The sequence below is a fragment of the Frankia sp. CcWB2 genome (assembly GCF_977927585.1).
The window spans coordinates 2,743-4,618 of sequence record NZ_CDWRCM010000093.1; the positions used below are offsets into that span (position 1 = coordinate 2,743).

Genomic DNA, 1,876 nt, shown 5'->3' on the forward strand with positions numbered 1-1,876 from the left:
CCTCATCGACGAGGTCATCATGAGCCGTAAGGCCGCCCGGCTTCTATCGGCACGCAGCGCCTGACCGGGCGCGATCCGGCGGTCCGGCGGTCGGCCGCTCCGGCCGGCTGGCCGGCCACACGTCGACTGGCCACAGGCCGACCTGTCGACGAGCGTGCCGGCGGCCGCCTTCCGGCCGAACATGCCGCGGCCGGAAGGCGGCTGCGGGCCGGGACCACCTGCCCGGCCCCCCCGATCTCCCCGATCCCCGCGGACCGGGAGCGACGGCGGCTCGCCGCGGGCCGGGCACCACCACCCGGCCGGTAGGGACGGCGGCCCGGAAGCTCGGCGAGAGTCCCAGGTTCGGCGACACGCCGAAGGGCAATGCCGCGCCGACCGTTGCGCCGATACCGGTTGTTTCGATGCCAGCCGAGCCTGTGATGCCGACGGTGGCCGTGGTGCCGCTGGCGGCGTGCAGGTCAGCGGAGAGGACGCGGGCCGTGATCGGTGGTGTCGCCTGCCCGTGGACGGCGGACAGCGACCCGGGCGATGCTACGGGGGTGACCTCGGGTTCGAGCCGGGCGAGCTCCAGACGCACCTCGTCCAGCAGATCGGACAGCCGGATGTGCAGCGCCCGGCAGACCGCGGCGAGGATCTCCGAAGACGCCTCCTTCAGGCCGCGTTCGATCTCCGAGAGGTAGGGCATCGACACCCGCGCCGCGTCCGCCACGTCCCGCAGGGTGCGGCCCTGAGCGAGGCGACGCCGACGCAGCGCCTGCCCGACCAGCCGGCGCAGCAACGGCATCTCGGCATCATCGGTCATCGCCATCAGGAACCTCCGGGGGGACTGGTGCCTTGAGGGGTCAGGGGAATCGGAGGGGCGCTCGCGTCCTGATAGCTACACGCGTCCCGGATACTGATCACGTGGGTGGGAAGGCGACCGCTGCCGCAGCCACCCCCCGGGTAAGTCGATGGAGAACTCAGGCACCGAGCGTATCCGCTGCGCCCTCGCCGGAACCGCAAGTACCGCACCCGGCATTCCGCCCGCACCTTCGCCGCGAAGTTGCCGGCGGCCGCCGAAGTTGCCGGCGGCGGACGAACCGTGCGGCGCCGATGCATACGGCGACAACGTGTGAGGCGACGGACGCCGGAAGTGGCACGAAGATGCACCGAAGGTCGGTATTTCCACATCATCCGCGCACTTAGCGTTGTTTCCGTCGTGATTCATCCTGGCCGTCCGGTCTCCGGAACGGTCGTCGCGGTGGCCCGCTTAGCCGGGGCCGCCAGGGACAGGAGATCCGTGGAGGCTCCCACACATGCCCCGTGCCGTTGCCACTCCGATGGCCGTACCCATGTCCCTGTCCTCGGCCGCGCCGGTGCCGATGGCGGTCCTCGGCACCCGTCCCCACGCCCACCTCGAGCCGCCCGGCGCATCCCCGCGAGCGACGGCGTCCGGGTCGTTTCCCCCTGCTCCGGCCGTCGACATGACCGGAGACGACCGCGTAGCCCTGTGGCAGCAGCGCCTGCTCGAGGCGGAGTCGGGGATGACGACGTTCCTGCTGGAACACCACGCCGATCTGCGTCTACTCGACTGGCTGCATACCCAGGCCGAGATCTTCGCCGACTTCCCGACGCCTGACGATCGTGATCCGACGGCCTGGCAGCGGGTGTTCTTCCGCGCGCAGGCACTGATCGAACGGTTCATCGTGTCGCGCTGGGGCGAGGCGGAGCTCGTCGACTGGGCGAGGGCCAACGCCTCGGTCTTCGGCAAGGTGGAGCCCGAGCCGACCGGCCGGCCCGCCGACGTCGTCCACCGGCTCGCGCGCCAGGCGGATCTCTACTCCTCCCGTTACGCGGTCGATACCGACGAGCCCACGCGGGCGGCCCTGATCATCTC

The 1,876-nt window shown here is 71.3% G+C and carries 2 pseudogenes; one reads left to right on the top strand and one right to left on the bottom strand.

The window, feature by feature from the left end:
- Positions 1–546: 546 nt before the first annotated feature.
- Positions 547–784 (bottom strand): annotated as a pseudogene (locus ACY45C_RS11645) (helix-turn-helix domain-containing protein); the annotation flags it as partial.
- Between the two features lie 511 nt (positions 785–1,295).
- Between ACY45C_RS11645 and ACY45C_RS11650 the strand changes: the two are divergent.
- A pseudogene (locus ACY45C_RS11650) lies at positions 1,296–1,876 on the top strand (hypothetical protein); the annotation flags it as partial.